Origin of the sequence: Steroidobacter sp. (assembly GCF_036406195.1) — a bacterium.
Taxonomy (GTDB): Bacteria; Pseudomonadota; Gammaproteobacteria; order Steroidobacterales; family Steroidobacteraceae; genus Steroidobacter.
In genome coordinates this window covers 1-26,320 of sequence record NZ_DASWVW010000015.1, presented here as the reverse complement: position 1 = coordinate 26,320, position 26,320 = coordinate 1, and the positions used below count along the sequence as shown (strand labels likewise).

29 protein-coding genes are annotated in these 26,320 nt (G+C 63.8%); 14 read left to right on the top strand and 15 right to left on the bottom strand.

Annotation, left to right across the window (positions count from 1 at the left end; genetic code table 11):
- Nucleotides 1–335 precede the first annotated feature (335 nt).
- Nucleotides 336–758, top strand: coding sequence for a CopD family protein (locus VGE08_RS05400; RefSeq protein WP_331066835.1), 423 nt, complete (start codon nucleotides 336–338; stop codon nucleotides 756–758).
- Here the strand turns inward: VGE08_RS05400 and VGE08_RS05395 are convergent.
- The 6 genes from VGE08_RS05395 to VGE08_RS05370 all read right to left on the bottom strand — a co-directional run bounded on the left by VGE08_RS05395 (nucleotide 755) and on the right by VGE08_RS05370 (nucleotide 7,476).
- Nucleotides 755–1,330, bottom strand: coding sequence for an RNA pyrophosphohydrolase (locus VGE08_RS05395; protein ID WP_349258633.1), 576 nt, complete (start codon nucleotides 1,328–1,330; stop codon nucleotides 755–757). The two genes, VGE08_RS05400 and VGE08_RS05395, sit on opposite strands and share 4 nt — an antisense overlap.
- Nucleotides 1,331–1,423: 93 nt before the next feature.
- On the bottom strand, nucleotides 1,424–2,464 hold the full coding sequence (locus VGE08_RS05390; RefSeq protein ID WP_331066834.1) for an ABC transporter ATP-binding protein: 1,041 nt from the start codon (nucleotides 2,462–2,464) through the stop codon (nucleotides 1,424–1,426).
- Nucleotides 2,454–4,103 carry an iron ABC transporter permease gene (locus VGE08_RS05385; protein WP_331066833.1) on the bottom strand — a complete coding sequence of 550 codons (1,650 nt, stop codon included), beginning with the start codon at nucleotides 4,101–4,103 and terminating at the stop codon, nucleotides 2,454–2,456. The genes VGE08_RS05390 and VGE08_RS05385 overlap by 11 nt, the downstream gene beginning before the upstream one ends.
- A 9-nt stretch (nucleotides 4,104–4,112) precedes the next feature.
- Complete coding sequence (locus VGE08_RS05380) at nucleotides 4,113–5,123, bottom strand: Fe(3+) ABC transporter substrate-binding protein (RefSeq protein WP_331066832.1); 1,011 nt, start codon at nucleotides 5,121–5,123, stop codon at nucleotides 4,113–4,115.
- A gap of 115 nt (nucleotides 5,124–5,238) precedes the next feature.
- A complete protein-coding gene (locus VGE08_RS05375; RefSeq protein WP_331066831.1) occupies nucleotides 5,239–6,354 on the bottom strand; it encodes a GGDEF domain-containing protein in 1,116 nt (371 codons plus the stop codon).
- An 18-nt stretch (nucleotides 6,355–6,372) separates the two neighbouring features.
- On the bottom strand, nucleotides 6,373–7,476 hold the full coding sequence (locus VGE08_RS05370) for a prephenate dehydrogenase/arogenate dehydrogenase family protein (protein WP_331066830.1): 1,104 nt from the start codon (nucleotides 7,474–7,476) through the stop codon (nucleotides 6,373–6,375).
- A 160-nt stretch (nucleotides 7,477–7,636) separates the two neighbouring features.
- Between VGE08_RS05370 and pdxH the strand changes: the two genes are divergently transcribed.
- Nucleotides 7,637–8,299: a pyridoxamine 5'-phosphate oxidase gene (pdxH, locus tag VGE08_RS05365; protein ID WP_331066829.1), complete on the top strand. Its 663-nt coding sequence runs from the start codon at nucleotides 7,637–7,639 to the stop codon at nucleotides 8,297–8,299.
- Between the two features lie 86 nt (nucleotides 8,300–8,385).
- Here pdxH and VGE08_RS05360 read toward each other — a convergent pair whose 3' ends face one another.
- The 5 genes from VGE08_RS05360 to petA all read right to left on the bottom strand — a co-directional run bounded on the left by VGE08_RS05360 (nucleotide 8,386) and on the right by petA (nucleotide 12,146).
- On the bottom strand, nucleotides 8,386–8,805 hold the full coding sequence (locus VGE08_RS05360) for a ClpXP protease specificity-enhancing factor (RefSeq protein WP_331066828.1): 420 nt from the start codon (nucleotides 8,803–8,805) through the stop codon (nucleotides 8,386–8,388).
- A gap of 18 nt (nucleotides 8,806–8,823) precedes the next feature.
- Nucleotides 8,824–9,423, bottom strand: a complete 600-nt coding sequence (locus VGE08_RS05355; RefSeq protein ID WP_414717456.1) for a glutathione S-transferase N-terminal domain-containing protein — start codon at nucleotides 9,421–9,423, stop codon at nucleotides 8,824–8,826.
- 70 nt (nucleotides 9,424–9,493) lie between these two features.
- On the bottom strand, nucleotides 9,494–10,270 hold the full coding sequence (locus tag VGE08_RS05350) for a cytochrome c1 (RefSeq protein WP_414717455.1): 777 nt from the start codon (nucleotides 10,268–10,270) through the stop codon (nucleotides 9,494–9,496).
- A gap of 20 nt (nucleotides 10,271–10,290) precedes the next feature.
- Nucleotides 10,291–11,541 (bottom strand): cytochrome bc complex cytochrome b subunit, encoded by a 1,251-nt coding sequence (locus tag VGE08_RS05345; protein WP_331066825.1) that lies wholly within the window; start codon nucleotides 11,539–11,541, stop codon nucleotides 10,291–10,293.
- Complete coding sequence (petA, locus tag VGE08_RS05340; protein WP_331066824.1) at nucleotides 11,541–12,146, bottom strand: ubiquinol-cytochrome c reductase iron-sulfur subunit; 606 nt, start codon at nucleotides 12,144–12,146, stop codon at nucleotides 11,541–11,543. Before petA ends, VGE08_RS05345 begins: the two co-directional genes overlap by 1 nt.
- 151 nt (nucleotides 12,147–12,297) lie before the next feature.
- On the opposite strand from petA, the gene VGE08_RS05335 reads away from it, so the two are divergent.
- Nucleotides 12,298–13,458 carry a S1C family serine protease gene (locus VGE08_RS05335; protein ID WP_331066823.1) on the top strand — a complete coding sequence of 387 codons (1,161 nt, stop codon included), beginning with the start codon at nucleotides 12,298–12,300 and terminating at the stop codon, nucleotides 13,456–13,458.
- Between the two features lie 79 nt (nucleotides 13,459–13,537).
- Here VGE08_RS05335 and murA read toward each other — a convergent pair whose 3' ends face one another.
- Nucleotides 13,538–14,794: a UDP-N-acetylglucosamine 1-carboxyvinyltransferase gene (gene murA, locus VGE08_RS05330; protein ID WP_331066822.1), complete on the bottom strand. Its 1,257-nt coding sequence runs from the start codon at nucleotides 14,792–14,794 to the stop codon at nucleotides 13,538–13,540.
- Between the two features lie 3 nt (nucleotides 14,795–14,797).
- A complete protein-coding gene (locus VGE08_RS05325; protein ID WP_331066821.1) occupies nucleotides 14,798–15,028 on the bottom strand; it encodes a BolA family protein in 231 nt (76 codons plus the stop codon).
- A gap of 125 nt (nucleotides 15,029–15,153) precedes the next feature.
- On the opposite strand from VGE08_RS05325, the gene VGE08_RS05320 reads away from it, so the two are divergent.
- The 9 genes from VGE08_RS05320 to mgtE all read left to right on the top strand — a co-directional run bounded on the left by VGE08_RS05320 (nucleotide 15,154) and on the right by mgtE (nucleotide 23,217).
- A complete protein-coding gene (locus VGE08_RS05320; RefSeq protein WP_349258632.1) occupies nucleotides 15,154–16,152 on the top strand; it encodes a KpsF/GutQ family sugar-phosphate isomerase in 999 nt (332 codons plus the stop codon).
- 106 nt (nucleotides 16,153–16,258) lie between these two features.
- On the top strand, nucleotides 16,259–16,777 hold the full coding sequence (kdsC, locus tag VGE08_RS05315) for a 3-deoxy-manno-octulosonate-8-phosphatase KdsC (RefSeq protein ID WP_331066819.1): 519 nt from the start codon (nucleotides 16,259–16,261) through the stop codon (nucleotides 16,775–16,777).
- Nucleotides 16,774–17,346 carry an LPS export ABC transporter periplasmic protein LptC gene (lptC, locus tag VGE08_RS05310; protein ID WP_331066818.1) on the top strand — a complete coding sequence of 191 codons (573 nt, stop codon included), beginning with the start codon at nucleotides 16,774–16,776 and terminating at the stop codon, nucleotides 17,344–17,346. Before kdsC ends, lptC begins: the two co-directional genes overlap by 4 nt.
- Nucleotides 17,315–18,055 (top strand): LptA/OstA family protein, encoded by a 741-nt coding sequence (locus tag VGE08_RS05305; RefSeq protein ID WP_331066817.1) that lies wholly within the window; start codon nucleotides 17,315–17,317, stop codon nucleotides 18,053–18,055. Before lptC ends, VGE08_RS05305 begins: the two co-directional genes overlap by 32 nt.
- Nucleotides 18,052–18,780, top strand: a complete 729-nt coding sequence (lptB, locus tag VGE08_RS05300; protein ID WP_331066816.1) for an LPS export ABC transporter ATP-binding protein — start codon at nucleotides 18,052–18,054, stop codon at nucleotides 18,778–18,780. The genes VGE08_RS05305 and lptB overlap by 4 nt, the downstream gene beginning before the upstream one ends.
- A gap of 92 nt (nucleotides 18,781–18,872) precedes the next feature.
- Nucleotides 18,873–20,375, top strand: coding sequence for an RNA polymerase factor sigma-54 (locus VGE08_RS05295; RefSeq protein WP_331066815.1), 1,503 nt, complete (start codon nucleotides 18,873–18,875; stop codon nucleotides 20,373–20,375).
- 31 nt (nucleotides 20,376–20,406) lie between these two features.
- The gene (gene hpf / locus VGE08_RS05290; protein ID WP_331066814.1) at nucleotides 20,407–20,727 is read left to right on the top strand and encodes a ribosome hibernation-promoting factor, HPF/YfiA family; all 321 of its coding nucleotides are present in this window, start codon (nucleotides 20,407–20,409) and stop codon (nucleotides 20,725–20,727) included.
- A 189-nt stretch (nucleotides 20,728–20,916) separates the two neighbouring features.
- On the top strand, nucleotides 20,917–21,789 hold the full coding sequence (gene rapZ / locus VGE08_RS05285; RefSeq protein ID WP_331066813.1) for an RNase adapter RapZ: 873 nt from the start codon (nucleotides 20,917–20,919) through the stop codon (nucleotides 21,787–21,789).
- A 75-nt stretch (nucleotides 21,790–21,864) separates the two neighbouring features.
- On the top strand, nucleotides 21,865–23,217 hold the full coding sequence (mgtE, locus tag VGE08_RS05280; protein WP_331066812.1) for a magnesium transporter: 1,353 nt from the start codon (nucleotides 21,865–21,867) through the stop codon (nucleotides 23,215–23,217).
- On the opposite strand, the gene VGE08_RS05275 is transcribed toward mgtE, so the two are convergent.
- Nucleotides 23,182–24,432, bottom strand: coding sequence for a patatin-like phospholipase family protein (locus VGE08_RS05275; RefSeq protein ID WP_331066811.1), 1,251 nt, complete (start codon nucleotides 24,430–24,432; stop codon nucleotides 23,182–23,184). The genes mgtE and VGE08_RS05275 overlap by 36 nt on opposite strands.
- A gap of 276 nt (nucleotides 24,433–24,708) precedes the next feature.
- Here VGE08_RS05275 and VGE08_RS05270 point away from each other — a divergent pair, with 276 nt between their 5' ends.
- Both VGE08_RS05270 and VGE08_RS26290 read left to right on the top strand, forming a co-directional pair.
- Nucleotides 24,709–25,284 (top strand): peroxiredoxin, encoded by a 576-nt coding sequence (locus tag VGE08_RS05270; protein WP_331066810.1) that lies wholly within the window; start codon nucleotides 24,709–24,711, stop codon nucleotides 25,282–25,284.
- A gap of 173 nt (nucleotides 25,285–25,457) precedes the next feature.
- On the top strand, nucleotides 25,458–25,901 hold the full coding sequence (locus tag VGE08_RS26290; RefSeq protein ID WP_414717454.1) for an ORF6N domain-containing protein: 444 nt from the start codon (nucleotides 25,458–25,460) through the stop codon (nucleotides 25,899–25,901).
- Between the two features lie 299 nt (nucleotides 25,902–26,200).
- On the opposite strand, the gene VGE08_RS05265 is transcribed toward VGE08_RS26290, so the two are convergent.
- Nucleotides 26,201–26,320, bottom strand: a 120-nt coding sequence (locus VGE08_RS05265; RefSeq protein WP_331066836.1) for a transposase domain-containing protein, incomplete at its 5' end; no start/stop codon positions are given.

The following is a 26,320-nucleotide window of genomic DNA, read 5'->3' as shown; positions in this document are numbered from 1 at the left end:
GATCAACCAAGGTCGGCCCCTCGGGTTGGTTGGGTTGCTGTGTGGTAACAACATCCTACCAACTCGGGCCGGCCTTCCTCTTCTCCTTCAATCTCTTAGCCTCACTCATCAACGCCGCTGCGGCCTATCTAAGTGCCATTGAGGCTAGAACTCCAATCTCCCTCTCCCCGTGCGGAGAGAGGCTAGAACTCCAATCTCCCTCTCCCCTTGGGGAGAGGGCCGGGGTGAGGGGGACGGCCGTCACTCCAACCCCTCTCCTCGGGGCGAATCTGGGATAGTCTCCCACGGCCGTTCAGCCAACGCGCCGCCAACGGCTTTTTCACAAGGGATCGTTCATGCTCTGGCTCAAGGCCCTGCACATCATTTTCGTGATCACCTGGTTCGCCGGCCTGTTCTATCTGCCGCGTTTATTCGTGTATCACGCGGCGCTTCCGCCCACGGACACCGGCGGCGCGGAGCGTTTCAAGATCATGGAGCGCCGGCTGTTCACCATGATGACCATAGGCGGTGTGCTCGCGCTGCTGTTCGGCGGGGCGATCTTGGGGAAGGTGCCGGAATTCATACAGGCCGGCTGGATGCACGCCAAACTGACATTGGTGGTCGGCCTGATCGTCTATCACGCCTGGTGCTTCCAGCTGCTGCGTGCCTTCCGGGACGATCGCAACCAGCGCTCCGAGCGCTGGTATCGAGGCTTCAACGAAGTGCCGACGCTGTTCCTGTTCGGCATCGTGATCCTCGTAGTCGTAAAGCCGTTCTAGCTGTTGCCGCCCGCGGCTTTTTGCCGCCGTTGCGCCAGGCTGCGCAGATACTTCTCCTCCTGTGACCATTCCGGCAGCGCCGGCGGGTCCTCGGGGAAAGCGGTGCGCGCCAATTCGTCCAGTGCGCGGGCGTAAACGGCTCGTTTGAAGTAGATGACCTCGCGCACCGGCGTCCAGTAGTCCACCCAGCGCCAGCGCTCGAACTCCGGCTCGCCGTGGGATTCCAGGTCGAAGCGGTCCTCCGAGCCGATGAATCGCAACAGGAACCAGCGCTGTTTCTGCCCGATGCAGGGCGGATTGCTGTTCTTGCGGACATATTGCTTGGGCAGCCGGTAGCGCAGCCAGTTGCGTGTGCCCGCCACCAGCTTCACGTCCTTGGGCTCGAGGCCAACCTCCTCCTTGAGCTCGCGAAACAGGGCCTCCTCGGGCGTCTCCCGCTGCTGTACGCCGCCCTGGGGGAATTGCCAGCCGCGGCCGCCGGTGCGGCCGCCCAGAAAGACCTGGCGGTCCTCCCGCATCAAGACGATTCCGACATTGGCGCGAAAGCCGTCTGCATCGATGAAATCGGTCATGGAACTTTTGAAAATCGGATTGACCCGATTGTTCCACAATGGCCCCTCGAGCAGCCATCCCCGCATCGCAGGCCGCAGCCAGTCGCGCCAGGCTCACTCCCGGCCGAAAGCGACCACGTGGTCCGGCTCGATGCGGATACCGATGCGCTCGCCCACCGCATGGTCGTGATGGCTGGGCACCAGCGACAGCAGTTGCATGCCGCTGGGCAGTTTCAGGGTGTAGAGGAACTCCGCCCCCCGAAACGCGCGCTGGCAGACTTCCGCGCGCAAGTTGCTGGCATCGTCGTGAATCACGTCATCGGGCCGTAACAGCAGGTCGACCTGGCGGCCGGCCTGCCACTGGCCACTGCCATTGGCGCGAACCACGCCGAGCTCGGTGCGCACCGAGCCGGCCGAGACGATCTCGCCCGGAATGAACACGCCCTGGCCGATGAAGTCGGCGACGAAACGCGTCGCCGGCCGGTGATAGAGCTGATAAGGCGTGTCCCACTGCTCGAGCCTGCCGTCCTTCATCACGCCAACCACGTCAGCGACCGCGAACGCTTCCTGCTGATCGTGAGTGACCAGCAGCGCGGTGGTGTCTAGCGCCTTCAGGACTGAGCGCACTTCCAAGCCGAGCCGTTCGCGCAGTTCCACATCCAGGCTCGAGAACGGCTCGTCGAGCAGCACGATCTTGGGTTCCGGTGCCAACGCGCGCGCCAGCGCAACGCGCTGCTGCTGGCCACCGGACAACTGGTGCGGGTAATGATCGCGATGCTCGGCCAAGCCGACCGTTTCGAGAACGTCTTCGGCGCGCTTGGTGCGCTTGCCGCGATCCAAGCGATGCAAGCCGAAAGCAACGTTCTCCAGCACGGTGAGATGCGGGAACAAGGCGTAGTCCTGAAACACCATGCCGATCTGCCGACTCTCGGGCGCGGCATGAAACTCGCGCGACGCGAGCACTCGCCCATGAGCACGAATCACGCCCTCATCCACCGGTTCGAAACCGGCGATACAACGCAAGGCCGTGGTCTTGCCGCAGCCACTCGGTCCAAGCAGACAACCGATGGTTCCTTTCGCCAGCCGCATCGACAAGCCATTCACGGCCGAGCGTGCGCCGAAGCGGCGGACCACGTTTTCCAGCTCAAGCCACATGCGCACCTCGACGGGTCAGCAGTGCGGCGGGCACCAGGCCAACGAGCACGATGGCAACCGCGGGCAAGGCCGCCCGCTCCCACTCACCTTCGGATGTCATTTCCCACACGCGCACGGCGAGCGTGTCCCAGCCCGGCGGCCGCGTGATCAAAGTAATGGGCATTTCTTTCATCACGTCTACGAACACCAGCGTAGCCGCCGTCGCGAGACTGGTCCGCAGCAGCGGCACATGGACCTTGCGGATCAGATCGCTGCCGACCACGCCGAGGCTGGCGGCGGCTTCGTCGATACTGCGCGTGACCCGTTGCAGGCCGCTCTCGATGGGATTGAACCCGACGGTGAGAAAGCGAGCGAGATACGCGATGAGTACCGCTAGCAAAGTACCTTGCAGGAGAAGCGCGGGCGCCGCGGGCCCGAACCATGCGCGCAACCATTCCTGCAACTGGTTGTTCAACATGACGATCGGCACGACGATGCCGACCGCAAGCACCGTGCCTGGAATCGCATAGCCGAGCGTCGCGAGCCGCACGAGCATGCGCATCGATGTCGTCGAGCGTCGGCGTTCGACATATGCAAGCGCGAGACTGGCGCACACGATCACCACGGCTCCGCTGCCCGCAAGCATCAGGCTGCGCGCAATGAATCCCCAATAACGGCTGTCGATATCGCCGGCGTTCCGCACCGACCAGATCAACAACTGCACCAGAGGCAATACAAACGCAAGAGCGAGTACCAACGCCGCGCCAGCAAACGCTACCCAGCGCATCGCGCCTCCGAGTTGCAACCGCGCAGCCTCGCGGCTCATATCTCGGCTACTGGCGAATCGAGCACCAGCTCGCGAGCTGCGTTCGAGCGCGAAGGCGGCGATCACGAACAACAACAGTACGCCAGCCAGCTCGAGCGCGGCGTTCACCGAGAACATGCCGAACCAGGCGCGATAGATGGCCGTGGTGAACGTGTTGTAGTTGAACACCGAGACGGCGCCGAAGTCCGCCAATGTTTCCATGCACGTGAGCGCGACACCAGCTGCAATCCAAGGACGCGCCATTGGCAACGCGACTTTCCAGGTCGCCGCCGCGCGCCCGAGCCCGAGCATCTGTGCCGCCTCGAGCGCTCGCCGGCCTTGCGTCAGGAATGCGGTCCGCGCCAGCAAATAGACATATGGATACAACGCGAGCGACAGGACAACGATGACGCCGCCGGTTGAACGAATGCGCGGCACCCAGGCGGAACTGCCGGTCACATCTCGCAACCAGCTCTGCAACGGGCCGGAATAGTCCAGAAATCCCACCGCGACGAACGCCAGCACGTAAGTGGGGATGGCCAACGGCAGCAACAACGCCCAATCGAAGAAGCGCCGGCCGGGAAACTCACAAATCGAGGTGAGCCAGGCCAGCGTCGTGCCGAGGACGCCCGCCAGCAGCGCGACCCCGACCACCAGCTTGATCGTATTCGCCGTCACCTCCGGCAACACATAGCGCGCCAGGTGCGCCCACACATCCGCTTCGGGTGAGATGGTTGCGTGCGCGATGACCAGCAGAGGCACGAGCGCAGGCAGACAAAGCACAACCGCGAGCACCACGCTCAACGGATCGCGCCATGCGCGCCGCGTCTCGGCCTGCCCAACCTCCGCACTCATATTCGATCGTCAGCGGTAGCCCGCTCGATCCATCAACTTGACGGCCGCGGCCTGCAACTCGCCGGCCTGCGCCACATTCATCGGGCTGCGCTTGAAGTCCCCCCACGCCTTGACCACCGGATCGGGATCGATGCTGGGATTGGCGGGATATTCGAGATTCTGGCCGGCAAAGAACGCCTGTGCTTCCGGCTGCGACAGCCACTCCAGGAATTTTTTCGCTTGTTCCGCGTGCGGCGCATGGGCGGTGACGCCGGCGCCGGAAATGTTCACGTGAACGCCCTGCCCCGCCTGATCGGCCCAGAACAGCTTCAGCGGCAGGTTTGGATCGTCGCGCAACAGGCGGCCGAAGTAGTAAGTGTTCACCAGACCCACATCGCACTGGCCGGCGGCGATCGCTTGCATCAGCAAGGTGTCGTTGGAGAACGGCTCGGTGGCCAGGTTCGCGACCCAGCCGCGCACGATCTCTTCCGTCCTGGCCTCGCCGTGCTCGGCAATCAGCATGGCGACCAGCGACTGGTTGTAGACCTTCTTCGAAGTGCGCAGGCACAACTTGCCTTTCCAACGTTCGTCCGCGAGTGCCGCGTAATCGCTCAGCTCTTCGGGCTTCACGCGCTCGGTGCTGTAAACAATGGTGCGCGCGCGGACCGAGAAGCCATACCATCGGCCCTCCGGATCGCGCAGGCTTTCCGGCACATTGGCGTTCAACACCTCGGACTGGATGGGCGCCAGCAGACCGCGATGAGCGGCATGCCACAGCTCGCCGGCATCGACGGTCAGCAGGATATCGGCCTGGGAATTGGCGCCTTCGGCATTGAGCCGCTCGATCAAAGGCCCGGCGTCGTCGGTCACGAAACGGATCTTCTGCCCGGTCTCGGCCGTGTAGCGGTCGAAGATGGGCTTGATCAGCTGCTCATTGCGCGCCGAGTACACCACCAGCTCGGACGGCTGCTTGCCGCAACCGGCCAACACCAGCGCCAGCGCGCCCAGCACCGGCGCCCACATTCCCAATCTGACTGACATGATCTGTCCCGGCCTCGATCGAAATAATGCGAATGACTCGCATTTAATCACGTTTGCCGGGGTCTGTCAGACGCGACTGGCTAATTTCTTCGTGGGGACGGGCAGGCGGACGTGCTTACGCGGCGCTGGTATCTGCACCGGACGCCAGCTCCACGCGATTGCGGCCGAGCTGTTTGGCCCGGTACAGCGCCGCGTCGGCGTCGGCAAGCAACCGCTCGGCGGCGGCTTTCAGGTCGGTCTCCTCGCGCGGCACGGTGATGCCGGCGACGCCGATGGAAACGGTCATGTTGAGCTTGACGCCGGAGGGCAAGATCAGCGGCGTCTCGCATACCGTGAGCCGGATGCGCTCGCCGAGACTCGCTGCCTGCTCGGCTGAAATCGCCGGCGCCAGCACGACGAACTCGTCGCCGCCGAAGCGGGCCGCCGCGTCGCTGCCACGAATATGCGAGTCCACCCTTTGCGCAGCCTCGCGCAGCGCCAGATCGCCGGCCAGGTGGCCATGCTGATCGTTGATCTGCTTGAACCGATCCAGGTCGATGACCAGGCAAGTGAGACTCGTGCCCTGGCGTTGCGCGCGCGCCAGTTCTTCCTTGAGCCGCGCGTTGAGATAACGGCGGTTGTGCCAGCCGGTGAGAAAGTCGGTCAAGCCGCTGCGGACCAGCCGCGCGCGGTTGATGGTGTTCTCGATGGCGAACGACGCGATCACGCCCAGGTGCGCCAGGAAGTCGGTGGCCAGGTGCCGCGAGAAACGTTTCTCGTCGACGCTGCCGAAATTCAGCGAGCCGAGCAATTTGTCCTGCCGACGCAGCGGAATCAACGCCGCGCTCTTCAATCCGGAGACGCCGGGGAACAGCGCCAGGTGATCGCTGCCCATGTACGGGCCGAGCCACGGCCGATGAAACGAATTGAATTGCGGTGCCATGTCCGTGAGGCTGTCGGTGAACAGGACCTGCGGGAAATCTTCCAGCTTCACGTCGTCGGCGATCAGCAGATGACGAATCTCGTGCTGTGGATCGAGCAGCAGCAACGTCACCGCTTCGAGCGCGTACGAAGTTTTCAAGCCGCGGCAGATGGTGTCGAACAACTGCGCCATGTTCTCGGCCTTGAGCAACTCGAGCTCGCGCTCCTGGCTCCGCCGCAGCAGCTTTTCGTTGTTCGCAGCCTCATCCATGAGCGCGGCGATACGCCTGCGCAGTTCGCGGATCTCGCCTTGGAGATCCCGGGCCGGCATTACCAAGCACCTCCTGGCTCAATCATTGCGGATTCGGCCCGCCAGATATTCGCGGCCTCGCTGCATCATCGCCGTGAACTGCGGCGCGTCGCCGGTCGATACCGCCTGCCACAGCTTCTCCACCGCCCGGCGCAATGCCAGCAGCGAGTCGCGGCCATAGTCGTTGAGATGTTGAATCTCGAAATACAGATCGGGACTTTCGGCGGCCACCCGCGTGGCCACATCGACCTGCGCGTCATAGGTCGTGCTGGACAATTGCGCGAGTCGAGGCGCCGCTTCGCCGCTCTCGGCCAGTGCCGTGAAGAACGCGATGTTCAATGCATGCGACAGGCCCAGCACATAGGCGATCAGCCGGTCGTGCTCGTCGAGCCCCATGACAACCTGTTCCGCCATGGTCGAGCTGAACAATTCTTGCGCGGCGTCGATCGCCTCTTTGCTGCCCGTGTCGATGAAGATCACGTGGCGGCCCGACAGCAGCTCGGTATCGGGACCGAACATGGGATGCACGGACGTGACTTTCACGCCGGCGCTTTGCAATGCTTCGATGCCTTGTCGCAGCGGAGTCTTGAGCGAGCCGATGTCGAAGACGACGCCACGCGGTTTGCGCGCGGCCAGCTCCTGCAACACCACGTTCGCAATCTTCAGCGGAGTGGCGACCACGATCAGATCGTAGTCCAGCGGACTTTCCCGCCAATCCGAGATGTACGCATAGGCCGCGTTCTCCGGTTTGCCCGCCGGATCGGCCACCGTCACGGTGTAGCCCTGCGATGCCATGAAATCACTGAACCAGCGTCCCATCTTGCCGGTACCGCCGATCACGAGCGCGGACTTGCCGTCGCCCCGGCCGCCGGCGGCCACTCGAATGCGCTCCTGCGTGGTGAGCGAGCCACGAATCAGCAGGCGCAATACCTGTTCCGCCAGTGCCGGCGAAACCCCCAGCGATTCCGCCGTCGCGCGCGCCTGCAACAGCACCTCTCGCTCGCGCGTGTAATCGCGCGTCCCGCGTCCTTCCGCACGCTTCGCCTCGGCGACCTCGCGGCTCAATCGTTGGCGTTCAGCGATAAGCGCCAGCAGCTGGCCATCCAGCTCGGTCAGGCGCTCGCGGAGTTCTTGAAGGTTCATCGGGCTTGGGGATCCGGCGCATCGAGGGGTTGCTTACGCCTTTTACCAACCGCCGTGCGCGCGCCGCAAGTTGGCGGGTCACGGAGGCACGCACACTGGCATAATTGCGCCCCTGAACTGAACCGTGCTGAACCGCGACTGGCCCAAACAGACGAAAACCATGGCTGCCGACGAACTACTGCCCGATCCACTGCCCAACGATCCCCTGCCCATGTTTGCGACCTGGTTCAGCGATGCACGGGCGCGCAACGTGCAGCCGAATCCCGATGCCATGGTGCTGGCGACGGTGGGCGAAAACGCCACGCCATCGGCTCGCGTGGTGTTATGCAAACGACTGGTCCCGGATCAGGGATTCATCGTTTTCTTCACCAACTACGATTCGCGCAAAGGCCGGGAGCTGGCAGCACATCCACGTGCCGCGGCCGTGTTTCATTGGGACTCGCTGCATCGGCAGGTCCGCCTCGAGGGCCCCATCGTGCGTTCGCCCGCGCCCGAGAGCGATCAATATTTCGCCAGTCGCCCGTTCGACAGCCGGATCGGCTCGTGGGCCAGCATACAGAGCGCCCCGCTGGCTTCACGCCAGGCGCTGACTGAGCAGGTTCACGCGGTCCGGGAACGCTTCGGGCTGTTGCAAGCCACGGAAGGTGAAGTGCCGCGGCCGCCGCACTGGGGCGGCATTCGCTTGTGGATCGACTCGATCGAATTATGGTCGGAAGGCGCCGGCCGGGTTCACGACCGCGCACTCTGGCGGCGGACGCTGACCAAGAAGGATGAGTTCACGTTCAGCGCCGGGCCCTGGAGCGGGACCAGGCTGAATCCTTGATTTCTGTGGTTGGCGGTTGGCGGTTAGGGGTTAGAGAAAACCGAACGCCAAAATCTTGCTAACCACCAACCACTAACCGCCAACCGCTATTTGACGACCTTCAGGGTCGGCTTGGCGCGCTTCACTTCCGGTCCGCCGGCCGGTGTTTCGGTAGGAGCAGTCGGCGGCTGAGGCGGTGGTGCGTCCGCTTCCGAGAAGATCATCCCCTGCCCGGTCTCGCGCGCATAAATGCCGAGCACAGCGCCGACCGGCACCAGCACATCATGAGTCGCCGCGCCGAAGCGCGCGCGAAAGCGCACTACATCGTTGCCGAGACTCAGATTGCTGGTCGCGCTATGGCTGACGTTCAGGATGATCTTGCCGCCTTGGACATACTGCTGCGGCACTTCGACTCCGGGCAGCGAGGCATCGACGACGATGTGGGGAGTCTGATCGCTGTCGCTGATCCATTCGTGCATGGCACGTATCAAATAAGGCCGGCGCGATCGAATTGGAGCATCTGCCATTGAGTATCCGCCGCGGATTTAAGCGCGCATTTCCTGCTCGGCGCGCGACAGGCTGTGCCGGAACGCGGGCCGGGAGAACAACAGATTGGCGTACTTGGTAATGGGTTGCGCCTGCGCTGGCAGATCGATCTCCCAATACGGCAGCCGCCACAGAATCGGTGCGATGGTGGCATCCACCAACGAGAACTCGTCCGACAGGAAGTACGGCTTGGCCTTGAACACGTCGGTGCTGGCCAGGATGCTGTCGCGCAGGATCTTGCGGGCCTTGAGGCCGTTCTTGCGATCCGATGGATCGTCGATCTGCTGCGCCAGGCTGTACCAGTCGCGCTCGATCCGGTACAGCGCCAGGCGGAACTGCGCACGCGCCACCGGATCCACCGGCATCAGCGGCGGATGCGGGAAGCGCTCGTCGAGGTATTCGATGATCACGCGCGAGTCGTAGAGCACCAGGTCACGGTCCACCAGGGTGGGGACCGTGTGATACGGATTCAGGTCGAGCAGGTCCTCGGGCAGGTTGCCGCCCTGCACGTCGATGGTCTCGACGTGGATGCTCTTCTCAGCCAGAACGATCCTGGTGCGATGGCTCCAGGGATCGTCGGCGCGTGAGAAGAGCGTCATCATGGGAGTGCGCTCCAGACAGTGCTGGACCGGCGCGGGTTGGCGTGCCTCACGATGGACTCGGGGCGCGCTACTTCACGTCCTTCCAGAACTCCTTCTTCAGGAAATAGGCGAACAGGAAGAAGATTATCAGGAATGCCAGCACGCGCATGCCCAAATTGCGCCGTTCGAGCTGCATCGGCTCGGCGATGTAATCGAGGAAATTGACCGTGTCGCGGACGAATTGGTCGTACTCCTGCGGCGAGAGGCTGCCTTGCTTCGCCAGTTCGAATTCCTTGAACTGCTTATGGACCACGTTGTGTTCCGCATCGCTCTCGCCATCATAGACCGCCCGCTGCAAGCCTTGTAGCTCCCACAGCACGTGGGGCATGGCCGTACCCGGCAGGATCAGGTTGTTGGTGCCGGTCGGGCGGCTCGGATCGAGGTAGAACGACTTCAGGAACGAATAGATGTAGTCGGTACCGCGGCTGCGGGCAATCAGGGACAGGTCCGGCGGGGCGGTGCCGAACCAGTGGCTGGCGTCCTCCGGCCGCATCGATACCGTGATCGTGTCGTGAATCCGCTCACCCGAGAACATCAGGTTGTCGGTCACTTGCTTTTCACTAAGCGCCAGATCCTGCGCAAGCCGGCTGTACCGGACGTACTTGGCCGAATGGCAGCCACTGCAATAGTTCACGAAGTTGCGCGCGCCTCGCTGGAGCGAGGCGATGTTGGAGACATCGTTGCGCGCCAGTTGCAGGGCGGTGTTGCCGCCAGCGGCCGCACCGGCCGCCGACCAGATCAGGCCCGTCATGGCGAGCAGCCCCACGACCAGCTTATGGAAAGTCTTCTTCATCATGGCCTTCATCATTGCCGGGGTCTTATCGCTCAGTGGGCATGGTAGGTCACCCGCTCGGGCACTGGTTTGGTCTGATCGATCCGCGTGTACCAGGGCATGAGCAGGAAGAACGCAAAGTAGATGACGGCGAAGAAGCGGGCCGCCAGGGTGTAGGTCGGCGTCGCCGGCTGCAGCCCGAGGTAGCCGAGCGCGATGAAGCTCACCGCGAAGGCGCCCAGGAAGCCGCGGAACAACCAGCCGCGATAGCGGATCGACTTGACCTTGGAGCGGTCCAGCCACGGCAGGAACACGAACAGGACCACGGCCGCGCCCATCAACACGACACCCATGAGCTTGTTCGGCACCGCGCGCAAGATCGCGTAGAACGGCGTGAAGTACCACACCGGCGCGATGTGCTCCGGCGTCTGCAGCGGGTTGGCCGGATCGAAGTTGGCGTGCTCCAGGAAGTAGCCGCCCATTTCCGGCGCGAAGAACAGCACCAGCGCGAACACCATCGCGAACACGATGAAGCCGACCAGGTCCTTCACGGTGTAGTACGGATGGAACGGAATGCCGTCCACCGGATGGCCGTCCGGGCCCTTGAGCTTCTTGATCTCGACGCCGTCGGGATTGTTCGAGCCCACTTCATGCAGGGCGAAGATGTGCGCGATCACCAGGAACACCAGCGCCAGCGGCAACGCGACGACGTGCAGCGCGAAGAAGCGGTTCAGCGTGATGTCGGAAATGTAGTAGTCGCCGCGGATCCACTCCACCAGCCCCTCGCCGATGCCGGGAATCGCGCCGAACAGCGACACGATCACCTGCGCGCCCCAGTAGGACATGTTGCCCCAGGGCAGCAGGTAGCCGAAGAACGCCTCGGCCATCAGGCACAGATAGATGAGCATGCCGAAGATCCACACCAGCTCGCGCGGATTCTTGTACGAGCCATACATCAGGCCGCGGAACATGTGCAGATACACGACGATGAAGAACGCCGATGCGCCGGTGGAATGCAGGTAGCGGATCAGCCAGCCCCACTCCACGTCGCGCATGATGTATTCGACCGACGCGAACGCGTATTCGGCCGAAGGCTTGTAGTTCATCGTCAGGAAGATGCCGGTGACGATCTGCAGCACCAGCACCACCAAGGCGAGCGAGCCGAAGTAGTACCAGAAGTTGAAGTTCTTCGGCGCGTAGTACTCGCTGGCATGTTCCTTCATGAAGCGAGTCATCGGGAAGCGCGCATCGATCCAGTCGACCAGCTGCGCCATGCGCCCTTTTTCTTGCATCGTGGCGCTCATCAGGCGACCTCCGCATCGACGCCGATCTGCACCACGTCGTCGGTGACGAAGCGGTACGGCGGCACTTTGAGATTGGTGGGTGCGGGCACGTCCTTGAAGACGCGGCCAGCCAGGTCGAACTTCGAGCCGTGGCAGGGGCAATAGAAGCCGCCCGGCCAGTCGGCGCCGAGCTCGGCGTCCGCGGGTTGGAAGCGGCTCAGCGGCGCGCAGCCCAGGTGCGTGCACACGCCGACCAGCACCAGGTACTCGGGCTTGAGCGAGCGCAGGTCATTCTTGGCGTACTCCGGCTGCTCCGACTGCTCGGAGTCCGGATCGCGCAGCTTGGCCGCCAGCGACGGATCCTCGAGCTGCTTCATCATCTCGGGCGAGCGCCGCACGATGAAGATCGCCTGGCCGCGCCAGTTCACCTTCACCACCGCGCCGGGCTCGAGCTTGCTGATGTCCTGCTCGACGGGAGCGCCCAGAGCCCGCGCTCGCGCGCTGGGTTTCCAGGATGCCAGGAACGGTACGGCGGTCATCGCGGCACCGGCTATTCCGGTCACGGTAGTCGCGACCAGCAGAAAATGGCGCCGGCCGCCATCCACCTTCTCAACTTCTGACGTCATCCACGATCTCCGCGAGGCATCTTTCGCACGCGCACCTCACTCCGGCGCCTGCGAGCCCGGGCAAGGTTTCAAACCTTCAAGGAATTCCGCATTATACACACATCGTCCGAGCCGCATTGAAGCGCCCCCGGTCACTTCCGGTATTCCGACTGTGCCCACCGTGCCGCAGACCCTGTTGTTCCTGCTGAAATGGACCTTGGTGGGCCTTGCCATAGCCGCCGTGCTGTTGCTGGTGCGCCCGATGCAGTCGGGCCCCACGGTGGCGGCCGCGCCCGCTTACCAGGACTCGCCTGCGACGCCGGTGTCCTTCCCGGCTCGGGAAAGCCCGGTACGCACCTCGTTCGCGGATGCCGTGGGTCGGGCCGGACCAGCGGTGGTCAACATTTATACGGCCCGCGTGGTCGCGAGCGCGCCGAATGCCGCGTTCGGCAACCCGCTGCTGCGACAGAATCCAGCCCAAGTGCGGCGTCGGGTGGAAGGCAGCCTGGGGTCAGGCGTCATCCTGGATTCCGACGGCCACCTCGTGACCAACCACCACGTCATCCAGGGCGCGGACCAGATTCGCGTGCAGCTGGCTGATGGCCGGATCGCGACGCCCACCATCGTCGGCACCGATCCCGATACCGATCTCGCGGTATTGCGCGTCGATCTGGAGAATCCGCCGGTCATGCCCATGGGCCGATCCAATGAGCTGCGCGCCGGCGACGTGGTGCTCGCCATCGGCAATCCCTTTGGCCTGAGCCAGACCGTGACTCAGGGCATCGTGAGCGCCACCGGCCGCGGTCGCCTCGGCGTCACGGATTTCGAGGACTTCATTCAAACCGACGCCGCCATCAATTTCGGTAACTCCGGCGGCGCGCTGATCAACACGGATGGCGAGCTGATCGGCATCAACACGGCCGTGCTCGCTCAGACGCTGGGCACCGACGGCATCAGCTTCGCGATTCCCGTGAACATGGTGCGGGGGGTGATGGACCAGATCATCGAGCATGGCCGCGTCCGTCGTGGCTGGCTCGGCGTCTCCTCCGAAGAATTGCCTCGCTCCACGGCCGCCGCGCTCGGCATCGATCCACCGGTTGCGTTGCGCATCAGCGCGGTGGATCCGCTGGGACCGGCCGCGAGAGTCGGCATGCGCGTCGATGATCTCGTCACGCATTTGAATGGTCAGCCCATCAGCAATGCGCAAGAAGCCTTGAATCGCGTCGCCGCCATGGCTCCTGGCTCGACATTGGAAATCCGCGGCCTTCGCGGGCGCACGCCGCTGACCCTGCAAGCGACGCTGGAAGACCGGCCGCCGCGCGGCTCTAGATAAGTGGCTAGCGGTTGGCGGTTAGCGGTTAGTGCAAGCCAGCTCTTGACTAGCCACTAACCGCTAACCACCAACCACTTCTTCAAGCGACGCGCTTGATCTCCGCGCCGATCTGCTCGAGCTTTTCTTCGATCCGCTCGTAACCCCGATCGATGTGGTAGATGCGGTGAATCTCGGTGCCGCCCTGCGCCACCAGCGCCGCCAGCACCAAACTCGCCGACGCGCGCAGATCCGTGGCCATCACCGGCGCCGCGGTCAATTTCGGCACGCCGCGAATGATCGCCGTGTTGCCTTCGATACGAATGTCGGCTCCAAGCCGTCGCATCTCCAGCATATGCATGAAGCGGTTCTCGAAGATGGTCTCGGTTACGGCAGCCGCGCCTTCCGCGATCGTATTCAGCGCCGCGAACTGTGCCTGCATATCCGTGGGAAACGCCGGATAAGGCGCCGTGCGAATGTCAACCGACTCGGGCCGGCGCCCGCGCATATCCAGATCGATCCAGGTGTCTCCGATTTCGAGCTGCGCGCCGGCCTCGCGCAACTTCAATAGCACCGCGTCGAGATGATCTGGCCGCGTGCCTTTGATCTTCACGCGGCCACCGGTGATGGCACCGGCCACGAGATACGTGCCCGCTTCGATGCGATCGGGTAGAACGTCATAGCTCGCGCCTTTCAATCGCTCCACGCCATGGACGGTGATGATGTCCGTACCCGCGCCGCTGATCTGCGCACCCATCGCTGTGAGGAAGTTGGCGAGGTCCACTACTTCCGGCTCGCGCGCTGCGTTCTCGATGATGGTCTCACCGTCCGCCAGCGTGGCCGCCATGAGCAGGTTCTCCGTGCCGGTGACCGTCACGGTCTCGCACAGGATGCGCGCGCCCTTGAGCCGGTCCGCCTTGGCCCGGATATAGCCGTTCTCGATCTGGATATCCGCACCCATGGCGCGCAAGCCATCGACGTGAATGTTGACCGGCCTGGCGCCGATGGCGCAGCCGCCGGGTAACGACACATCGGCCTTGCCAAACCGCGCCAGCAGCGGACCCAACACGACGATAGATGCCCGCATGGTGCGCACCAGCTCATACGGCGCAACGAAGGCGCTCGCAGTCGATGCGTCCACCTCGACGCGCATGCGATCGTCGATGGTGACGCTCACGCCCATGCGGCCGAGCAGCTCGATCATGGTCGTGACATCTTGCAGATGCGGCACATTGCCCACCGACACCGGCCCTTCGGCCAGCAGCGTCGCCGCCAGGATGGGCAGCGCGGCGTTCTTCGCACCGGAGATGCGAACCTCTCCCCGCAGCGGCCTGCCGCCCTGGATCAGCAGCTTGTCCATGATCTACTTCTGTTCCGACGGCGCGAATGCCTGGATGCTGAGCGCGTGAATCTCGCGCCCCATCAGCTCGCCGAGCGTCGCGTACACCAGCTGATGACGCTGGATCATGCGACGGCCTTCGAACTGGGGCGCCACTATCACAGCTTCGAAATGCGTATCGTCGTCGGATGCAACGCGCACCTGCGCGCCAGGCAATCCCTTGACGATCAACGCTTGAATCTCGGCGGCAGTCATCGATGCAACTCACCCGCAGCTTGCAAAGGGCAGTCATCTTATCCGATCCCCCGGCCCGCATTCTGATCAATCCTGGCCGAGTATGTTTCTGCTGAAGTCCGTATACATCGAGTTATCATTCAGCCATGCGATCTTTACCGACGACGGTCCCTTTGAATTCTGAACAGTTGCTGGCGCGTGGCCGCCGCGTGCTGGCCACGGAAGTCGCTGCGGTGCAAGCCCTGGAGTCGCGGCTCGATGGCGATTTCGTGGCCGCCTGCCAGCTGCTGCACGACTGCCGCGGCCGGGTCGTGGTTACCGGCATGGGCAAGTCCGGGCATATTGGCAACAAGATCGCAGCGACCCTGGCGAGCACCGGCACACCCTCGTTTTTCCTGCATCCGGCCGAGGCCAGCCACGGTGACATCGGCATGATCACCGCGGACGACGTGGTCATCGCCATTTCCAACTCGGGCGAGACCGCCGAGCTCCTCACCATCCTGCCGGTGATCAAGCGCCTCGGCGTGCCGCTGATCGCGATGACCGGCAAGCGCCAATCCACCCTGGCGAGGGCCGCGGGCGCGCTGCTCGACGTGAGCGTTCCCGAGGAAGCCTGTCCTCACAATCTCGCTCCCACCGCCAGCACCACGGCAACGCTGGCCATGGGCGACGCCCTGGCGGTGGCGGTGCTGGAAGCAAGGGGTTTCAGCGAGGAAGACTTCGCCCGCTCGCATCCGGGCGGCAGCCTGGGGCGAAGGCTGCTGTTGCACGTTGAAGACGTGATGCGCACCGGCGAGCAGTTGCCCAAGGTCGGCCCGGACACCTCGCTCAAGGAAGGCTTGCTCGAGATCAGCCGCAAGGGCTTGGGAATGACCGCCGTCGTCGATGACGGCCAGCACGTGCTGGGCATCTATACCGATGGCGATCTGCGCCGCGCGCTGGACCAGCCGATCGATATCAACAGCGTGCGCATGCGTGAGGTGATGACCGCGAAGCCCAAGACCATCGCGCCCCGGGTGCTGGCGGCCGAAGCCGTGCACCTGATGGAGAAACATCGCATCACCCAGCTGCTGGTCACGGACGCCGATAACGTGCTGGTTGGCGCATTGAACGTTCATGACCTGTTCCGCGCCGGGGTGATGTAATGGAGGCGGTTAGCGGTTGGCGGTTAGTGGCTAGTCCGGAGGTGCCGCGGCACCGGCTCGCTCTGATTTCTTGCCAACCACTAACCACTAACCGCTAACCGCTGCTATGGAAACCCTGGTCGAAAGAGCGAACGATGTCCGGCTTTTGGTGCTGGACGTGGACGGCGTATTGACCGACGGGCGCCTGTACTTCACGGCGCGCGGCGAGCAGATGAAGTGTTTTCACGTGCGCGACGGCGCCGGCATAAAGCAGGTGTTGAGCGCGGGGCTGCAGGTGGCGGTGATTTCGGGCCGGCAATCCAAGGCGGTGGACAAGCGCATGACCGAGCTCGGCGTGACCTGGGTGCGGCAAGGCGTGCACGACAAGCTCGCCGCCCTGCGCGAGTTGCTGGACATGTTGAACCTCACCCCCAAGGCGGTCGCAAGCGTCGGGGACGACACGCCCGACCTGCCGCTGTTCGAAGCATCGCGACTCGCGGTCGCGGTGGCTGACGCGCATTCGAGTGTGAAGTCGCGAGCTCACTTCATTACCCAGGCAGCCGGTGGTCAGGGCGCGGTGCGCGAAGTGTGTGACCTGCTGCTCGAAACCCGGCGACTCGAAATCAACCGGCAGGTGCATGGATGAGCTGGCGCTGGGTGTCATTGGCCGCCGCGCTCGCCGCCATCGTCATTGCGTATGGCGCGTTCGTGAACGACGGCGCCACGCCCACGGCCAATCACGAGATGCCCGAGCAGCCAGGTTATTACTTGCAGGATGCGGTGATCCTGCGCATGCGCGAAGACGGCTCGCCCGGGATCGAGCTGATCGCGCGGCGCATTGAACAGCGATTGAGCCGCCCCGCGGGCGGCGAAGCCATCACCATGGAATCCGTTCGCGTCAATTACTTCGGCAAAGATGACTGGCAGTGGGCGCTGACCGCCGATACCGGGCTGGTCCCGCCAAACTCGCGCATCGTGCAACTGGAGGGCGACGTGGAGCTGCGGCCGCTGGCAGGCAACAGCAACGCTTTGCTACGCACCGACGAATTGGCCATCGACACCGAGGAGAACGTGGCGTACAGCACGCGTTCGCCCGCGCACCTGCGCTTTGGCCAGCACTCGATGACCGTGAAGACCCTGCGCGCCGATTTGACCAGCGAAAAACTGCGGCTGGAGACAGTGAATGGACGATTCGATCCGCAACCGCCGCGGTAGCAGACATGCCGCGCGCGGCTTGCTGTTGCTGCTATTTGCCGCCGCGAGCAGCGGCGCTGCGAACCCGCCCTCGCTCGACGCCGGCTTCAGCTGGAGCGCCGACGTGCTCAGTTCCGACTTTCGTAACAACACTCTCGACATCTCCGGCAACGTGCGTGTCACGCAGGGCCAGGCCTCGATCGAAGCGCAGTCGGCCAAGGCCCGCAATGTCGGCTCCCCGACGCAACGCTGGACGTTCGAGGATTCAGTGCGCATCCGCAACGCCGAGGCCGACCTGCAATCCAACCTGGCGACGGCTGCAGTGGTGAACGGACAGATCGCCAGCGCACGGGTCGAAGGTTCGCCGGCGCGCTTCGAGCAAGTGAATCCGACCAACAATCGCCAGGTGCGCGGCCGCGCCGGCGTGATCGAATACGACTTCGAGACCGGCATCGTGAAACTCACCAACCAGGTATGGTTCAGCAACGGCAAGGACGAGTTCCGCGGCGACGTGGTGATCTACAACGTGCGTGACGAGCGCGTGCAGATCAATCCGGGCGGCTCGTCGAATCGGGTTCGCGGCATCATCCGCCCGAACCAGGACAAGACGCAGAGCAACTCCGGCGGCACGGCGGCCACCGTCGCGCCGACGTTCAACGAAACAGGCGAAGCAACCACGCACGAGCGCGCCGAGCCGCGCCTGGCCACCCAACACGGCGGCGGCGCATGACCCGCCGGCTGCGCGTCGAGGGACTCGCCAAGAAATATCGCTCGCGGCAAGTCGTCAAAGATCTATCGCTGGAAGTGTCCAGCGGCGAGGTGGTGGGCCTGCTGGGACCGAACGGCGCCGGCAAGACCACCGCGTTCTACATGATCGTGGGCCTGGTGCCGACCGATGCCGGGCGCATCCTCATAGACGATCAGGACATCTCCAAGCTGCCGGTGCACCGGCGGGCGCGCCTGGGCGTGGGCTACCTGCCGCAGGAAGCCTCCGTGTTTCGCAAGCTCTCGGTCGAGGACAACATCCGCGCCATCCTCGAAATGCGCCCGGAGCTCAACCGGGACCGCCGCGAGAAGATGCTGGAGCAGCTGCTGGACGAGCTGCACATCGGGCATATCCGCAACAGCGTGGGGCAAAGCCTGTCCGGCGGCGAACGGCGTCGCGTCGAGATTGCGCGCGCGCTGGCCGCCGAGCCCGCCTTCATCCTGCTGGACGAGCCGTTCGCGGGCGTCGATCCGATCTCGGTTCTGGACATCCAGCGCATCATCCGCCATCTGGTGGAGCGCAACATCGGCGTGCTGATAACCGATCATAACGTCCGGGAAACATTGGGGATTTGCAGCCGGGCCTATATCGTGAGCGGGGGTCACGTGATCGCCTCCGGAAGCGCCGACGAGATCCTTGCAAATCAGCAGGTCCGTGAGGTGTACTTGGGTCAGGATTTCCGGCTCTGAGGCCTCGCCCGGTGAGTGCCCGCCAGCGCCGGACCATGAGCTGGACCGCCGGCGCTTGCCGCCGGCCCTGTTGAAGACCACAAGCGAGACGAATGCTCAAGCCCGCCCTGCAGCTCCGACTTGGCCAGCAGCTGACCATGACCCCTCAGCTGCAACAGGCCATCCGCCTCTTGCAGCTGCCCGTGCTGGAACTTCAGGCGCAGATTCGCGAGGCGTTGGAAAGCAACGTCATGCTGGAGGCCGAGGACGAATCCGGCAGCCTCGAGACCGGCGAGTCGGCGCTGGAGCCCCAGTACGAAAATCAGTTCGAATCCTCCGCGGCCAACGGCGAATCCAGCGATGGCGAGCACGCTCACAATGATCACAACGAGCGCAGCGAAGCCGCCGAGGCCGAGCCGCCGCTCGACATCGTCGAGGACCAGGACTGGAACGATTCGCAGGTCACCGGCCCGGCCGAGTCGCCGTGGTCGGGCGACGACGATCACTCGCAGGATTTCTCCGACGCACGCGGCGAGACGCTGCAGGAGCATCTGACCTGGCAGCTGGAGATGTCGCGCCTCAACGAGCGCGAGATGCGCATCGGCGCCGCGATCATTGACGCGATCAACGACGACGGCTACGTCATCGAGCCGCTCGACGAAATCGCGCGCAACCTGCAGCCCGAGCTGGTCGTGACCACCGCCGAGGTCGAACGCGTGCTCAAGCACGTGCAGGCCATGGACCCGGCAGGTGTAGGCGCACGCTCGGTCAGCGAGTGCATCGAGCTGCAGCTGCGTCAGCTGGACCCCGACACGCCGGGTCGCGAGACCGCGCTCGCCATCGCCGCGGGTTACCTCGATCAAGTCGCCGAACAGCAGTACGCGTTGCTGCGCCGGCAACTGCGCGTCACCGAAGAGGAACTGGAGAATGCGCTGGTGCTGGTCCGCGCGTGCCAGCCACGGCCGGGCTCGAGCGTGCACTCGGTACCGGCCGAGTACATCGTGCCTGACGTGTTCGTACGGCGCACGGAGCGCGGCTGGGCGGTCGAAATCAATCCCGCCAGCCTGCCGCGCATTCGCGTCAACCAGAGTTATGCGGGCCTGATCGGTCGCTCCTCCGACCACGCCATGCTTCGCACGCAGTTGCAGGAGGCGCGCTGGCTGATCCGCAGCCTGGAGATCCGCAACGAGACGCTGCTCAAAGTGGCCCGCTGCATCGTGCAGCGTCAGTCGGCGTTCCTGGAGCACGGCGACGAGTACATGCAGCCGATGATCCTCAAGGACGTCGCCGAGGCCGTGCAGATGCACGAGTCGACCATCTCGCGCGTCACCACCAACAAGTACATGCACACCCATCGCGGCGTGTTCGAGTTTCGTTACTTCTTTTCGAGCCATGTGGCAGCCAGCGACGGCACGGAGATGTCCTCCACGGCCATCCGCGCCAAGATCCGCAAGCTGGTGGCCGCGGAGGAACCCGACAAGCCGCTCTCCGACAGCCGGATCGCCGATATCCTCTCGCACGAGGGCGTGCTGGTGGCGCGGCGAACCGTCGCTAAATACCGCGAGGCTCTAGGTATTCCTCCGTCCAGCGAACGCAAGCGAGTTTCGGTGAGATAGGCGAGTAGTCACTTCCGTAAAGGAGGCTTCCATGCAACTGAACGTCACCGGTCACCACGTCGATGTCACCGCTTCCATGAAGGGCTATGTCGAAAAGAAGCTGGACCGCATCGTCAGACACTCGGACCACGTCATTGACGTTCACTGCATCCTCACCGTCGAGAAACAACGCCACAAGGCGGAGGCCAAGGTCTTGCTCAATGGGGCCATGGTGTACGCCGATGCCGTGGACATGGACATGTACGCGGCCATCGACGCGCTGGCGGACAAGCTGGATCGGCGCGTGAAAAAGCACAAGGAAAAGCTCTCGGACCATCACGCGCTCGAGGCGCTGAGAGTGCGCCCGTCCTGATCCGCTAGCACACCGATACCTCGGAAAAGCCACCGGACGGCTCACATTTTCGAGCTGAATCGACCGGCGGGCCGCGCTCTTGGCGCGGTGCCGCCAGGTCTGCCTGTCTTCTTTATTGCCCGCCCCTCGCCGCTCACTGTAGTCTGTGCAATGCGGCCTCCTCACCTAAGCGTTCGCGCGTCGTCTGCTATGCGTCTGGTCATCGTCAGCGGCTTGTCTGGTTCCGGAAAAAGCGTGGCGCTGCACATGCTGGAGGATCTGGACTATTACTGCGTGGACAATATTCCTGCGGGTCTGCTGCCGATGTTCATCTCGCACACGGTGCGCTCGCGTGAATCGACCTACGGATCCACGGCGGTAGGCGTTGACGCCCGTAACCGGCCCGCGGAGATCGCATCGGTGCCCAAGCTGGTCGCCGAACTCAAACGCAGCGGCGTGGCCTGTGAAGTACTGTTCCTGCGCGCGGACCACGAGACCTTGCTCAAGCGCTATAGCGAAACGCGCCGCCGGCATCCGCTGAGCCGCGAAGGCCTGGGGCTGGCCGACGCCATCAAGCAGGAGCAGGCGCTGCTCGAGCCCATCGCCGACGCCGCCGACCTGATCATCGACACAACGCGCACCAGCGTGCACGAGTTACGCGAACTGATTCGCGACCGGGTCGGCGCCCGAGTCGAAGGGCGCATGTCCATCCTGTTCGAATCGTTCGCCTTCCGGCATGGCGTGCCGGGCGACGCGGACTTTGTTTTCGACGTGCGCAGCCTGCCCAATCCGTATTGGGAACCCGGCCTCGCGCGCTTCACCGGCCGCGATCCGGCCATCGTGGAATATCTCGAGCGTCATCCGCAGGTCACCAAGATGTTCGAGGATATCGTCGCCTTCCTGGAACACTGGATACCGGAGCTGGTGCGTACCAATCGCAGCTATCTGACCATCGCCATCGGGTGCACCGGCGGTCAGCATCGCTCGGTCTATCTGGTGGAGCGACTGGCCCGGCATTTCTCGGCAAAATTTCCGCAGGTCCATGCGCGCCACCAAGTCGTTGGCGCCAACCGCCCGAGCTGATAACCCGCTCCCGCGGAAAATCCCTCGCAAGTTGAACTTCGCGCGCGCGCCGCTCGCCGCTACACTGCGCGCGCCATGACGGAAGCCCAGAAACAAAAGCAGAGCCGACTCGCCGCGCTACGCAACGCGCTCGAGCAGGGTTCGCTGCGCCATGGCCAGCGGCTCATCAACAGCATGCACCCGGCGGAAATCGCCTCGCTGATCGAGTCGCTGCCGCCGGCCCGCCGCGAGATCGTCTGGGAATTCGTCGATCCCGAAATCGAAGGCGACGTGCTGATCGAGCTCAACGAGGACGTGCGCGCCGAGCTGATCGGCGGCATGGACGCCGAGGAACTGATCGCCGCCACCGAAGGCATGGAGATCGACGACCTCGCCGACCTGATCGGGGACCTGCCCGAGACGCTGAACGAGCGCGTATTGCAGTCCATGGACGCGCAGGACCGCGAGCGTCTGACGGCGGTGCTGCAGTTCGAAGAGGACAGCGCCGGCGGTCTGATGAACCTCGACGCCGTCACCGTGCGCGCGGACGTCACATTGGAAGTGGTGCTGCGCTATCTGCGCATGCGTGGCGAGCTGCCCGAGCGCACCGACCAGCTGTTCGTCGTGAATCGTCACGACAAATTTCTCGGTGCCGTGGACATAACGCGGTTGCTGACCGAAGACCCCGAAAAGACGGTCGGTGAAGTCATGGACTCCAGCGTCGAGAGCATCCCGCCCGAAACGCCGGCGCGCGAAGTGGCCAAGCTGTTCGAAGACCGCGACCTCGTGTCCGCCGCGGTAGTGACCAGCGACGGCAAGCTGCTCGGCCGCATCACCATCGACGACGTGGTCGACGTCATCCGCGAAGAGGCCGATCACTCGGTCATGAGCATGGCCGGTCTCGGCGACGACGAGGACATGTTCGCCGGCGTGGTCACGAGCGCGCGCCGCCGCGCGGTCTGGTTGAGCGCCAACCTGGCGGCCGCCTTTCTCGCGGCCAACGTAGTGGGCTTGTTCGAGGCGACCATCGAGAAGGTCGTAGCGCTGGCGGTTCTGATGCCCATCGTCGCCAGCATGGGCGGCATCGCGGGCAGTCAGACGCTGGTACTCATCATCCGTGGTATTGCCGTTGGCCAGGTCGAACAGGCGAACGCGCGCTGGCTGCTGATTCGCGAGATCGCCGTCGGCCTGCTCAATGGCTTAGCGGTGTCGAGCGCGGTCGCGCTGTCTGCCGGAATCTGGTTCGAGGCATGGACCATCGGCGCGATCGTCTTCGCGGCCTTGATGATCAACCTGGTCGCGGCCGCCATGGCGGGCGTGCTCGTGCCGCTGTTGCTGAAACGCATGAACATCGATCCGGCGCTGGCCGGCGGCGTGATTCTTACCACCGTCACCGATACGGTCGGCTTCGCCTCACTTCTGGGCCTCGGCACGCTGTTCCTTACGTAAATCCAGCCGTCGCAGAATGGCCGTCGCACCGGTCGACTGCACCGAGAAGCCCGCGAGGAACGACATCAGGTCATCGGCGCGCTTCATCGCGTCCTGATAGCCCAGCGCGATCAACTCGCGAGTGAACGTATCCTGAAACAGCAAGTAGCTCATCAGCTGTCCGCCGCCCGTATTCATCGCGCCCATCGTGCGCAGCAGAACTCGCAACGTGCGCGGCAGTGACGCTACATGATGGCGAGCGATCTCCGACAGGTCGCGGCTCGGCAAAATCACCAGCATGTCGATGCGCCGCAGATGCACCGCACCGTCCGGGCTGTTGACGGTGATCGGCCCGACGCGATCCACGATCTGGTTGAGCTGCGTCAGGCGCTCGAGGTCGGAGTACATGCCGTCCGTGAACAACGAATCCAGCATGTAACCGAAGATCTGGCCGAAGGTGGGACACAGCGGCGGCGAGACCGTGGTCGGTTGCGTCTCGTTGCGGGTGCCGATGACCAGCAAGCGTTGCGCCCCGAGATGAATGGCCGCGCTGAACGGGTTGGCCTCGCGCATCGCGCCGTCGCCGTAATACTCATCGCCCAGCAACACCGGCGGAAACACGAACGGCACGGCGACGCTTGCCATCAGGTGCTCGACTGATATCGAGGTGGGCTCGCCCGCTCGTCGCGTTCGTTTCCATGGCGCGCAGCCCGGCTTAGCTTCGAAGAAAGACACCGAACGCGTGCTGGCGTAGCCGGCCGTCGACATGGCCAGAGCCTCCAGATGGCCCTCGGCGATGGAGCGGCCGATGCGAGTGAAATCGAACTGCTCCTTGAGCAGCTCGCGCAGCGGCGAGTTGTCGAACAACGACCTCGGCGGCGGCAGCAACCATCCCCCCGAGACCATCGCGAATAGCCAATGCACGCTGGCGCGCACCATGCTGGCGGCGTCGGCGCGGAACACTTGGCCGACCTGGAAGTTGCGCCATACGCGCTCCAGATTGCCTATCGCGACCCGGAAGCGGTCGGCATGGATCGCAATGGCGGTGGCATTCACCGCGCCGGCCGAGGTCCCGGTGACCACCGGAAATGGATTGGTGGCTCGCGCCGGCAGCATATCCGCGAGCGCGCGCAGGACGCCTACTTGATAGGCGGCCCGTGCGCCACCTCCTGGCAATACCAACCCGACTTTGGGCGGTCCGACCGGAGGCGCGGATGTCGGAATGCGCTCGCTCATATTGTGATGAATCCGTGCCGAAGCCGTTGGCGAAATTCCCGGCGGTATGGAATGGCCCGGGCGCTCGCCGCCGAGCGTTTAGTATGGCACAGTGACCCGGCACGCCCCGTGACGCGCGTTCACGGTGCCGCCCGAAGTGCTACCCCAGCGTGGTCACGCGTCGCCGGAAAGTGTTGTCGAGCGCCGTCATATTTCTGCGTGTCGTCCGGTCATCTGCACCAACGTCATTTCAGTTGTCATTCTGACCCGCCGGACTCGAACCTCCAGGGAATCGCCATGAACCGCCTGCACCTCGCCCGTCTGAAGCTTCACACCCGGATTCGCACCTTGGCCCTGGCCGTGGCCTTCACCTGGCTGGCCGCCAGCCTCGCCCAAGCCGCCGAAGCCCCCAAGCTGGGCAGTCCCGCCCCGGATTTCAAGCTGCAGGACCAGCACGGCAAATGGCACGAGCTGAAGGACTATCGCGGCAAGTGGGTAGCCCTGTACTTCTACCCCAAGGACAAGACCCCGGGCTGCACCACCCAAGCCTGCGAGTTCCGCGACAATATCTTTGCCTTTCGGGACGCCGATGCGGTGATCCTCGGCGTCAGCGTCGACGACGTCGAATCCCACAAGGAATTCTCCGAAAAGCACAGCCTGCCCTTCCCCATCCTGGCCGACGACAAGAAGGCCGTGGCCAAGGAATACGGCGTCCTGAAACGCTTCCTCGGCACCATCGAGCTGGCCAGGCGCGACACGTTTCTCATCGACCCCTCCGGCAAGATCGTGCGGCACTACGAGGACGTCGACCCGAAGGGTCACTCGCAGGTGGTGCTGAAGGACATCAAAGAATTGCAGAAGAAGCCCAGCTGAGGAACGCGATCGGTTCTTCTTCGAATATGTGAATTGGCAGCTCAGGTCCATGAGCTGCCAGTCGACGCTGCAGGATCGATATTGCCTTCAGATTCGCATCGTCCCGCCAGAGGCTGCTCCCCTACCACACCTGAACACCGCCGGGGAGCGCACTTGACCTACTCTCCGCTCAGATAAACGTTTTACGGCGTTCCTACTGGAAACGAGGGGCGCGGCGGACGGCGATATGCGCCTGCCTTCGCGGGCTGCGCGTGTTACGCGACCGCGAGCTCGCTGCACTCTACCAGGTCCAGACCAAACGGCTTAACGAGCAGGTCAAGCGCAACAGCGACCGCTTCCCCGAGGATTTCATGTTTCGACTCACTCGCGCAGAGGTCGAAGGTTTGAACCGGTCGCAAAATGCGACCGGTTCCCAGAAGCATCGCGACCCGCGCTTTCCGCCCTACGCCCAGGTCGCCTGCAAACGTAGACTGCAAGCCCACGTGGATCGATGTGCGAGACCGGGCTCCCTCCGACATACTCGTACGTGTTCAGTCCGCGGCTGGAGCGGCGCTCAAGCAGATCGAACAGCTCAACCCCAAGTCCAAGCAGCAACTGCTGAACATCATTGCTCTTGAAGCAACCCACGCTGCGTGACCTGCTCTGATCAGTTAGGCTCGCTTCATCAGTGGCGCAAAGAACTGCACGACCTGCGGAACCGACATTCCCAGGACGAAGCCAACCAGCGCATCCTCATTTCGCGGCAGATCTGGATTACTCGACCATCTCCGCTCCCAACGCTCCTTGTCGCTAATGCTCGCAAGCCCCTCAACTATTTCAGTTGAGAAAGGGTGAAGCTCAGCACCAGACCCTGGCCGCGATACAACCCAGTCGAAGCGGTACTTGCGAATGCAGTGTAAGCGCGAGATCTTCCCCGTTATTGTGCCTTGAGATCGAATGTGCCGAACGGCAGCAGAGCCTCGAAGTCTTCCACGGTCTTGGCGTGCGGCAACCGTTCGAACAGGCGGCAGAGATAGGCATACGGCTCCAATCCATT

What these genes read in the sequence shown, in the direction of transcription:
- VGE08_RS05400 (WP_331066835.1), top strand. Translation starts at nt 336, where the DNA reads ATGCTCTGGCTCAAGGCCCTGCACATCATTTTCGTGATCACCTGGTTC.
- VGE08_RS05395 (WP_349258633.1), bottom strand. Translation starts at nt 1,330, where the DNA reads ATGACCGATTTCATCGATGCAGACGGCTTTCGCGCCAATGTCGGAATC.
- VGE08_RS05390 (WP_331066834.1), bottom strand. Translation starts at nt 2,464, where the DNA reads ATGTGGCTTGAGCTGGAAAACGTGGTCCGCCGCTTCGGCGCACGCTCG.
- VGE08_RS05385 (WP_331066833.1), bottom strand. Translation starts at nt 4,103, where the DNA reads ATGAGTGCGGAGGTTGGGCAGGCCGAGACGCGGCGCGCATGGCGCGAT.
- VGE08_RS05380 (WP_331066832.1), bottom strand. Translation starts at nt 5,123, where the DNA reads ATGTCAGTCAGATTGGGAATGTGGGCGCCGGTGCTGGGCGCGCTGGCG.
- VGE08_RS05375 (WP_331066831.1), bottom strand. Translation starts at nt 6,354, where the DNA reads ATGCCGGCCCGGGATCTCCAAGGCGAGATCCGCGAACTGCGCAGGCGT.
- VGE08_RS05370 (WP_331066830.1), bottom strand. Translation starts at nt 7,476, where the DNA reads ATGAACCTTCAAGAACTCCGCGAGCGCCTGACCGAGCTGGATGGCCAG.
- pdxH (WP_331066829.1), top strand. Translation starts at nt 7,637, where the DNA reads ATGGCTGCCGACGAACTACTGCCCGATCCACTGCCCAACGATCCCCTG.
- VGE08_RS05360 (WP_331066828.1), bottom strand. Translation starts at nt 8,805, where the DNA reads ATGGCAGATGCTCCAATTCGATCGCGCCGGCCTTATTTGATACGTGCC.
- VGE08_RS05355 (WP_414717456.1), bottom strand. Translation starts at nt 9,423, where the DNA reads ATGACGCTCTTCTCACGCGCCGACGATCCCTGGAGCCATCGCACCAGG.
- VGE08_RS05350 (WP_414717455.1), bottom strand. Translation starts at nt 10,270, where the DNA reads ATGAAGGCCATGATGAAGAAGACTTTCCATAAGCTGGTCGTGGGGCTG.
- VGE08_RS05345 (WP_331066825.1), bottom strand. Translation starts at nt 11,541, where the DNA reads ATGAGCGCCACGATGCAAGAAAAAGGGCGCATGGCGCAGCTGGTCGAC.
- petA (WP_331066824.1), bottom strand. Translation starts at nt 12,146, where the DNA reads ATGACGTCAGAAGTTGAGAAGGTGGATGGCGGCCGGCGCCATTTTCTG.
- murA (WP_331066822.1), bottom strand. Translation starts at nt 14,794, where the DNA reads ATGGACAAGCTGCTGATCCAGGGCGGCAGGCCGCTGCGGGGAGAGGTT.
- VGE08_RS05325 (WP_331066821.1), bottom strand. Translation starts at nt 15,028, where the DNA reads ATGACTGCCGCCGAGATTCAAGCGTTGATCGTCAAGGGATTGCCTGGC.
- VGE08_RS05320 (WP_349258632.1), top strand. Translation starts at nt 15,154, where the DNA reads ATGCGATCTTTACCGACGACGGTCCCTTTGAATTCTGAACAGTTGCTG.
- kdsC (WP_331066819.1), top strand. Translation starts at nt 16,259, where the DNA reads ATGGAAACCCTGGTCGAAAGAGCGAACGATGTCCGGCTTTTGGTGCTG.
- lptC (WP_331066818.1), top strand. Translation starts at nt 16,774, where the DNA reads ATGAGCTGGCGCTGGGTGTCATTGGCCGCCGCGCTCGCCGCCATCGTC.
- VGE08_RS05305 (WP_331066817.1), top strand. Translation starts at nt 17,315, where the DNA reads ATGGACGATTCGATCCGCAACCGCCGCGGTAGCAGACATGCCGCGCGC.
- lptB (WP_331066816.1), top strand. Translation starts at nt 18,052, where the DNA reads ATGACCCGCCGGCTGCGCGTCGAGGGACTCGCCAAGAAATATCGCTCG.
- VGE08_RS05295 (WP_331066815.1), top strand. Translation starts at nt 18,873, where the DNA reads ATGCTCAAGCCCGCCCTGCAGCTCCGACTTGGCCAGCAGCTGACCATG.
- hpf (WP_331066814.1), top strand. Translation starts at nt 20,407, where the DNA reads ATGCAACTGAACGTCACCGGTCACCACGTCGATGTCACCGCTTCCATG.
- rapZ (WP_331066813.1), top strand. Translation starts at nt 20,917, where the DNA reads ATGCGTCTGGTCATCGTCAGCGGCTTGTCTGGTTCCGGAAAAAGCGTG.
- mgtE (WP_331066812.1), top strand. Translation starts at nt 21,865, where the DNA reads ATGACGGAAGCCCAGAAACAAAAGCAGAGCCGACTCGCCGCGCTACGC.
- VGE08_RS05275 (WP_331066811.1), bottom strand. Translation starts at nt 24,432, where the DNA reads ATGAGCGAGCGCATTCCGACATCCGCGCCTCCGGTCGGACCGCCCAAA.
- VGE08_RS05270 (WP_331066810.1), top strand. Translation starts at nt 24,709, where the DNA reads ATGAACCGCCTGCACCTCGCCCGTCTGAAGCTTCACACCCGGATTCGC.